The sequence below is a fragment of the Candidatus Nealsonbacteria bacterium genome, from assembly GCA_019923625.1.
Taxonomy (GTDB): Bacteria; Patescibacteriota; Minisyncoccia; order Minisyncoccales; family RBG-13-42-11; genus JAHXGN01.
The window spans coordinates 1-7136 of record JAHXGN010000019.1; the positions used below are offsets into that span (position 1 = coordinate 1).

General features: G+C 35.9%; 10 protein-coding genes and 3 pseudogenes. All 13 read left to right on the plus strand.

What is annotated here, in order from left to right; translation table 11 throughout:
• A partial coding sequence (locus tag KY055_02555; GenBank protein ID MBZ1345483.1) for an FAD-dependent oxidoreductase occupies window positions 1-367 on the plus strand: 367 nt, incomplete at its 5' end.
• A gap of 17 nt (window positions 368-384) precedes the next feature.
• Window positions 385-465, plus strand: a pseudogene (locus tag KY055_02560) (SDR family oxidoreductase).
• A gap of 250 nt (window positions 466-715) precedes the next feature.
• Entirely contained in the window at window positions 716-1651 is a 936-nt protein-coding gene (locus tag KY055_02565; protein MBZ1345484.1) for an FAD-dependent oxidoreductase, read from the plus strand.
• A gap of 306 nt (window positions 1652-1957) precedes the next feature.
• Window positions 1958-3188: pseudogene (locus tag KY055_02570) on the plus strand (enolase).
• 9 nt (window positions 3189-3197) lie between these two features.
• The gene (locus KY055_02575) at window positions 3198-3779 is read left to right on the plus strand and encodes a 2,3-diphosphoglycerate-dependent phosphoglycerate mutase (protein MBZ1345485.1); all 582 of its coding nucleotides are present in this window, start codon (window positions 3198-3200) and stop codon (window positions 3777-3779) included.
• Window positions 3780-3878: 99 nt separating this feature from the next.
• Window positions 3879-4316, plus strand: a complete 438-nt coding sequence (locus KY055_02580) for a hypothetical protein (protein ID MBZ1345486.1) — start codon at window positions 3879-3881, stop codon at window positions 4314-4316.
• Between the two features lie 28 nt (window positions 4317-4344).
• Window positions 4345-4587, plus strand: coding sequence for a glutathione S-transferase N-terminal domain-containing protein (locus tag KY055_02585; GenBank protein ID MBZ1345487.1), 243 nt, complete (start codon window positions 4345-4347; stop codon window positions 4585-4587).
• 154 nt (window positions 4588-4741) lie between these two features.
• Window positions 4742-5746, plus strand: coding sequence for a type I glyceraldehyde-3-phosphate dehydrogenase (gene gap, locus KY055_02590; GenBank protein MBZ1345488.1), 1005 nt, complete (start codon window positions 4742-4744; stop codon window positions 5744-5746).
• Between the two features lie 91 nt (window positions 5747-5837).
• Window positions 5838-6114, plus strand: a pseudogene (locus KY055_02595) (nucleotidyltransferase family protein).
• A gap of 26 nt (window positions 6115-6140) precedes the next feature.
• Entirely contained in the window at window positions 6141-6260 is a 120-nt protein-coding gene (locus KY055_02600; GenBank protein ID MBZ1345489.1) for a DUF86 domain-containing protein, read from the plus strand.
• A 92-nt stretch (window positions 6261-6352) separates the two neighbouring features.
• The gene (locus KY055_02605) at window positions 6353-6574 is read left to right on the plus strand and encodes a hypothetical protein (GenBank protein MBZ1345490.1); all 222 of its coding nucleotides are present in this window, start codon (window positions 6353-6355) and stop codon (window positions 6572-6574) included.
• Between the two features lies 1 nt (window position 6575).
• On the plus strand, window positions 6576-6776 hold the full coding sequence (locus KY055_02610; protein ID MBZ1345491.1) for a hypothetical protein: 201 nt from the start codon (window positions 6576-6578) through the stop codon (window positions 6774-6776).
• Window positions 6766-6936, plus strand: coding sequence for a PIN domain-containing protein (locus KY055_02615; protein MBZ1345492.1), 171 nt, complete (start codon window positions 6766-6768; stop codon window positions 6934-6936). The genes KY055_02610 and KY055_02615 overlap by 11 nt, the downstream gene beginning before the upstream one ends.
• The last annotated feature ends 200 nt before the right edge of the window (window positions 6937-7136 follow it).

The following is a 7136-nucleotide window of genomic DNA, read 5'->3' on the forward strand; positions in this document are numbered from 1 at the left end:
TAAGAAGGTGACGATTATAGAGGCCCAGTCAGAAATTGCTAGAGACTTAGAGTTGATATCAAAGATAGCCCTGATAAAGAAGGGGGGACTATTGGAAAAGTACGGCATAAATGTTATTACAAACACTTCAGTGACTGAGATTGGTAAAGGAGAAGTGGTGATCAAGGATAAAACAGGCGAGCAGAGAAACATAAGGGCTGATAGTGTTGTTATTGCTGTTGGAAGAAAACCGTTAATTTCCGAGGAGCTTATTTCCGAGGCTAAAAAGATTAGCCAGGAGGTATATGTTATAGGGGATGCTAAAGGTCCGAGGAAAGTCATTGATGCGATACATGAAGGCTTTTCAGTAGCAATTGATATTAAATAGAAGAAGTTTCAAATCTGGTTTTATTTTTGGCTTCAGACGCCTCCTCTTATATGACCGGCTCAACAGTGGTGATTGATGGCGGCTGGTTAGCTGGATAATCGCTCGGGAAGCTAATTTTTAGGATACGCTCACTCACCCAGCGTGTTCGTTCGCTCATGTCTTCGCTTCGCTCCTCGCTGCGTGCGAGACCTTGCCCGCTCGGCTGCGGATGCTCCTAAAAATTACTTCCCTCGCTTTTATTTTTTTATGTATGGCCTTATAATTATTGGTGGTCGGCCGGCTGGAATTGCGGCCGGAATTTATGCTAAGCTAACCGCTTCTGTAAAATTCTTTTAATTTTAAATTCTCATGAATGAAAATAAAATTATTTATGATTTAATCATAATCGGAGGCGGCCCCGCAGGCATTACAGCAGGAATTTACGGGGCAAGGCAAAAATTAAACACTCTTTTAATAACAAAAAGTTTTGGCGGCCAAGTAGCCAGGAAAGCAGTAGCTATTGAAAATTATCCTGGACTTGAGGAAATTTCTGGATTAGAGCTAATTAAAAAATTTGAAAAACATTTAAGGAAACAAAAAATTGATATTGAGAGAGATGAGGTGGTAAAATTAAAAAAAATTGGTAGGAAATTTTTAGCTCTGACTAAAAGCAAAAACAGATTTGAAGCCAGAGCAGTAATTATTGCCACTGGAGCTGACCCCCGACCCCTAAAAGTTCCTGGAGAGAAAAAATTTATTGGACGAGGAGTAAGTTACTGCGCGGTCTGTGATCAATCCTTATTTGGAGATAAAACAATAGCTGTAATTGGTGGTGGTAATGCCGGTTTTGAGGCAGCTATATCTTTGACAAATTATGCTAAAAAAATTTATATTTTAGAATACGGAGAAAAAGTTGGAGCAGATGAGATAAATCAAGAAAGAGTTAAAAAAACTGGAAAAGTTGAAATAATAGCAAATGCTGTTCTAAAACAAATTAAAGGCAATCAATTTGTCAATTCAATAATTTATCAGGATAGAAAAACAAAAAAAGAAATTAAATTACCAGTCGATGGTATTTTTGTTGAGATTGGTTCACAGCCAGCAACCTCTTTTGTTAAAGGTTTAGTAGATTTCAATGAAAAAGATGAAATTAAAATTAATCCTCGGACTAATCAAACTAAAATTCCTGGCCTTTTTGCTGCTGGTGACATTACTGAGATAAAAGATAAGCAAATTGTAATTGCGGCTGGCGAAGGAGCAAAAGCCGCCCTATCAGTTTATGGGTATTTGCAAAGTAGAAAATAGGGAAGTGTATATTATGTTTTCAAACCAAAAAATCCTGACTGATTGTCAGGGCTTTTTGGGATGGACCCGGCGGGGCTTGCACCCGCTTAGATAGGTGCTAACGCTATCAGGCTACTACATGCCTCACGGGCCCGGGTCCAAAATTATTGTAGTATAATAATAAAAAACAAAAGAAGCCCATAAATTGGACTTCTTCTGCAGCACCCATCATTGGCCCGTGAAGCGAACCATGACAGCGTCTACTAAAAGTATATCAAACCATAGTGACTTGTCAAGACCCTATCAAATAGGAACTGCACATTTTTTGTGGAAAAATCTTCAAAATTTAAATCAATAAAAGCAAGAGAAATTTTGGATTCGCGAAAAAAACCAACAATTGAGGTCTTGGTTAAGGGTGGCGGTTTTTCGGTCAAAGCGGGAGTGCCGTCAGGCGCTTCAAAGGGCAAAATGGAAGCAAAAGTGATAAATGTAAGGAAGGCAATCCAAAATATTAATGAAGTTATTGCTCCTAAATTAATCGGTAAAGATTCAACAAATCAAAAAGAAATTGACCAACTTCTAATTGAACTTGACGGAACAAAAGATAAATCAAGATTGGGCGCAAATGCGATTTGCGGCGTTTCAATGGCAGTTTGTCGGCTCGGAGCCGACGCCCAAAATCTTCCCTTATGGCAATATGTTTCCCAAATTATTGAATGTGACGAAGCAAGGCCTCGTCACATTCAATTACCGAGGCCGGGTTTTAATGTTATTAATGGCGGAGTTCATGCTAAAAACAAGCTTGATATCCAGGAATTTATGATTGTGCCGCAAAAAGAGAAGTTTTCTGAAAATTTTAAATTAGCGAAAAAAGATTTACAAAAAATTAGTTCAAATTATTAAAAAACGGTTCGGAAAAGCAGAAACAGGGGATGAAGGAGGGTTTTCGCCGCCAATATCAAAATCAAGAGAGGCCTTGGATTTAATCAAAGAGGCGTCAGATGGATTTAAAGATATTAAAATTATTCTTGATTGCGCTGCCAGCCAATTTCAAAAAGGAAAGAAATATAAGCTGGAAGAAAAACTCTTATCAAAAAAGGAATTAGTAAATTTTTACCGAAAACTGATTTCAAAATATCCGATTATCGGGCTTGAAGACCCTTTTGGCGAAGAGGACTTTGAAGGATGGAAAGAATTAAGCGAAAAGTGTAAAGCTAAAAGCGAAAAGCTATTGATTATCGGAGATGATTTGCTGGTTACTAATCCAGAAAGAATGAGAATGGCAAAAAAAGAAAATCTTTGCAATGGCACAGTTATTAAAATAAATCAGATTGGAACGGTGACTGAAGCGATAGAAGCAGCAAAATTGGCCCAAAGTTATGGTTGGAAAATTATGGTTTCCCATCGCTCTGGCGAGACATTAGATGATTTCATTGCTGATTTTGCTGTTGGTGTTGGCGCTGATTTTATCAAATCCGGCGCGCCTTTTCCAAAAGAAAGAATGGCGAAATATAATAGATTATTGGAAATAGAAAAGGAATTAAATCGCTCGGCATGAAGTTTTAATATGGCAAAGTTAATTTTGTTAAGACATCTTCAATCGCAGTGGAATAAAGAAAATCGTTTTACCGGCTGGACAGACATTCCCTTGAGCAAAGAGGGAATTGAAAGCGCCAAAAAAGTTGCCCAGAAACTTAAAAATTTTAAAATTGATAAAATTTATACCTCGCCCTTAATCAGAAACAAAGAAACGGTTTTCCTAATTTTAAAGGAACTTAATAAAAAAGACCTGCCCCTTGTCATTAATAAAGCATTAGATGAAAGAAATTACGGAAAACTGCAGGGTTTGAACAAAGAGGAAGTTAAAAAAAAATACGGACCAAAACAGGTTCATTTATGGCGAAGAAGCTGGAATCAGGCGCCGCCCAACGGCGAGAGCTTAAAAGATGTCTATAATAGAGCAATTCCTTTTTATAAAAAAAACATTGAGAAAGATTTAAAAGAAGGGAAAAACGTTTTGGTTGTTGCCAGCCACAATAGCTTAAGGGCAATAATAAAATATATTGAAAAAATATCCGATAAAGACATTGCTGATGTTGAAATTGCTTTTGCCGGCTCAAAAGAGTATGAGTTTAAGAACGTTAAATAACAGAAAATCTCTCTCTATCACCTTGCCAGCCCTATCAGTGGATTTGACAAAAATTAAAATTTTTGATAAAGTTTTAATAAATAAGCAAAATTAAAAAATATGACCAAAATTAAAAACAAAAATTTAATAATTATTATTGCCGCCGGCCTTTTGATTGTCGGACTTGCCATTTATATTAATCAACAGGAGGAAAAGCCCCTTGATGAAAGACCCCTTGATGAAAGACCCCTTGATGAAAGACCCCTTGATGAAAAATCTCTTGAAAATCTTGCCAAATGCCTGACAGAAAAAGATGTAAGGTTTTACGGAACTTATTGGTGCGGATTCTGTGTCCGCCAGAAAGAAATTTTTGGGAAAGCGGCAAAGTATTTGCCCTATATTGAATGTGCCCCTGATCGGGCTACTAAGGAGGAGTTAGCCAAGTGTCAGGAGGCAAACATTACATCAATTCCCGACTGGCGCTTTCCAGACAAAAGACAAGAGTTGGGCTTTCAGCCCTTAGAACAATTAGCCCAACTGTCGGGCTGTCCTTTTTAGTCAAAAATTAAAGCAATTATAAAAAATTATGCCTGGTATGGTCAAAATTTATTCCACTCCAAGTTGCTATTATTGCCTTACCCTGAAAGAATTTTTAAAAGAAAATAATATTGAGTTTGAAGAAATTGATGTCTCAAAAGAAAAAAAAGCCCAAGAAGAAATGATTGAGAAATCGGGTCAAATGGGAGTGCCGGTGGTTGAGATTGAAGGAGAAATTGTGGTAGGATTTGATAGAGAGAAAATTTGTCAATTGTTAAATATAAAAAAGTAATGTTCGGAAAAGTAATTTTTAGGACACGCTCTGCGTCCCAGCGAGACGCAAGCTCATTTCCTGGCGAGTTGCCCCACCCATAATTTATGAGCGGGGACCATGCCAACTCGCTACGGATGGTCCATAAAAATTCCCTTCCCTCTCTTTAACTAAGATGATAAAAATCGCAATAAATGGCTTTGGAAGGATAGGCCGACCAGTTTTTAGAAGGATTCTTGACAATCACCCAGGTTTAGAGGTGGTGGCGATTAATGATTTAACCGACCCCAAAACCCTGGCCCATCTTTTAAAATACGATTCTCTTTACGGCAAATATGAAAAAGATGTAAAATTTACTGAGGACTCTTTAATTGTTGCTGGTAAAGAAGTGAAGATATTTGCCAAAACCGACCCCCTCCAGCTTCCCTGGAAAGAATTAAAAGTCAATATTGTTTTGGAATGTACCGGACACTTTGCCGATTATCAAGGGGCAAAAAAACACATTACAGCCGGAGCCAAAAAAGTAATAATTTCCGCTTCGGGTAAAGATACCCCTTCTTTTGTTTTAGGCGTGAACGAAGAAAAATTTGATTCCAAAAAAGACGAAATTGTGGATATGGGCTCTTGCACCACCAACTGTTTGGCGCCAATAGCCAAGGTCTTAAATGACAATTTTAGAATAATTTCCGGCTTTATGACCACAATTCACAGTTACACCAATGACCAAAGAATTTTGGATTTGCCCCACCAGGATTTAAGAAGAGCCCGGGCAGCTGCTCTAAATATTATTCCAACAACAACCGGAGCGGCCAAAGGTATTAATAAAGTTATTCCGGAATTGGAAGGAAAATTAGATGGAATTGCCATAAGAGTGCCGACCCCGACTGTTTCGGTCCTGGACTTAATCTGCCTTTTAGAAAAAAAGGCAACCGCCCAAGAAATTAATCAGACATTCAAAAACAGGTCTCAGGAAGAAAAATTAAAAGGAATTTTGAAAGTGGAAGAAACCCCTTTGGTTTCTTCTGATTATATCGGCAATTCTTTTTCAGCCATTGTTGACGCTCCCTTAACAATGGCAAGAGGTAATTTGGTCAAGATTATTGCCTGGTATGACAACGAATGGGCATATGCCTGCCGCTTGGCTGAATTTGCGGAATTTTTGGGGGAAAAGTTAGATTAGTTTTAAAGTAAACCCCGTTAGAAATTTCAAAAGCTAAACTATTCTAGAAAAAATATACGTATAAATTTCTAACGGGGTTAAAAAGACCATTATGTTAGCAATAAAGGATATTAAAAAAATATTAAAAAAGAATAAGAAATTATTAGAGGAAAAATATAATTTTTGGTTCTTATATTCGAAAAGAAGCTAATAAAAAAAGCGATATCGATGTTTTGGTGGAATTTTCTGAAACGCCAGGTTTTTTTGAATTTATTGAATTGGAAAATTTTTTAAGAAAATTATTAAAAATCAAAGTAGATTTGGTGACCAAAGAAGCTTTAAAATCTTTAATTAAGAAAGAAATCTTAAGAGAAACAATTTATATTTAAAATGGCAAAAAGAAGTCCAAAACTTTATCTTAGGGATATTTATTCACGAATATTTCGGAGTGAATTTGAAAATAGTTTGGAAATGTATAAAAGAAGAACTTCCAGAATTAAAAATAAAAATTGAAGAGATTTTAAAAAATATTTAAATCAAAGCTGTCGCCTGGTATGACAACGAATGGGCCTATGCCTGTCGGTTGGCAGAATTTGCCGAGTTTGTGGGAGGAAAATTAAAAAATTTATGAAATTATCAACCATTAATAAAAATTTAATCAAGCCTCAAAAAGAACTCATTTATGAGAGAAATTTAAAAAAGATTTTAGGCTGGGAAGAGCCAGAAATCAAGATTTTAAAAAAAGCAGCTGGAATCTTGAAAGGAAGAAAACTAAATGCTGTAAAACTACAAAGAGGAATCCGAAAAGAATGGGAAAATCGCTTAAGAAAAATTGAGAGACTAAAATAAAATGTATCTTTTGGATACCAATATTTTAATTGGGTTTCTTCAAGGAGATAAGAAAATTGTAAATTGGGTGATAAAACAAAGGAGGGAACAAACCCTTTGTGCTTCAGCAATTAGTAAGTTAGAGATATTAAGTTTAAAATTTTTAAGCGAAAAGCAGATAAAAGAAATTAAATCATTTTTGGAAACCTTTCATGAACGATGATACCATTGAAATGGGAGCACTTTTGAGAAGAAAAACAGGATTAAACATAGCAGATTCTATTATTGGAGCCACTACAATTAATTTTAAATTTACCTTAATTACAAGAGATAAAGTTTTTCAAAGAAAAATTAAACCCCTTGTAAGAATTTTAGAAATTTAGGTCATTTGTCGTCTCGCCGAATTTACCGAGTCAAAATAATGGGGTCAACTCTATTTTTCTTTAACAATTTATGTAAAGATATGTAAAGAGAGAAAAATAGAGTTGACCCCCAAAAATTAAAAATTTAACTATAAGTATGTTTATTTTCAAAAATGTATTCAAAAAATCTAATTCCGAGTTTCCAGAGAGAGAGAGAGAGA

What these genes read in the sequence shown, in the direction of transcription:
- KY055_02565 (MBZ1345484.1), top strand. Translation starts at nt 716, where the DNA reads ATGAATGAAAATAAAATTATTTATGATTTAATCATAATCGGAGGCGGC.
- KY055_02575 (MBZ1345485.1), top strand. Translation starts at nt 3,198, where the DNA reads ATGGCAAAGTTAATTTTGTTAAGACATCTTCAATCGCAGTGGAATAAA.
- KY055_02580 (MBZ1345486.1), top strand. Translation starts at nt 3,879, where the DNA reads ATGACCAAAATTAAAAACAAAAATTTAATAATTATTATTGCCGCCGGC.
- KY055_02585 (MBZ1345487.1), top strand. Translation starts at nt 4,345, where the DNA reads ATGCCTGGTATGGTCAAAATTTATTCCACTCCAAGTTGCTATTATTGC.
- gap (MBZ1345488.1), top strand. Translation starts at nt 4,742, where the DNA reads ATGATAAAAATCGCAATAAATGGCTTTGGAAGGATAGGCCGACCAGTT.
- KY055_02605 (MBZ1345490.1), top strand. Translation starts at nt 6,353, where the DNA reads ATGAAATTATCAACCATTAATAAAAATTTAATCAAGCCTCAAAAAGAA.
- KY055_02610 (MBZ1345491.1), top strand. Translation starts at nt 6,576, where the DNA reads ATGTATCTTTTGGATACCAATATTTTAATTGGGTTTCTTCAAGGAGAT.
- KY055_02615 (MBZ1345492.1), top strand. Translation starts at nt 6,766, where the DNA reads ATGAACGATGATACCATTGAAATGGGAGCACTTTTGAGAAGAAAAACA.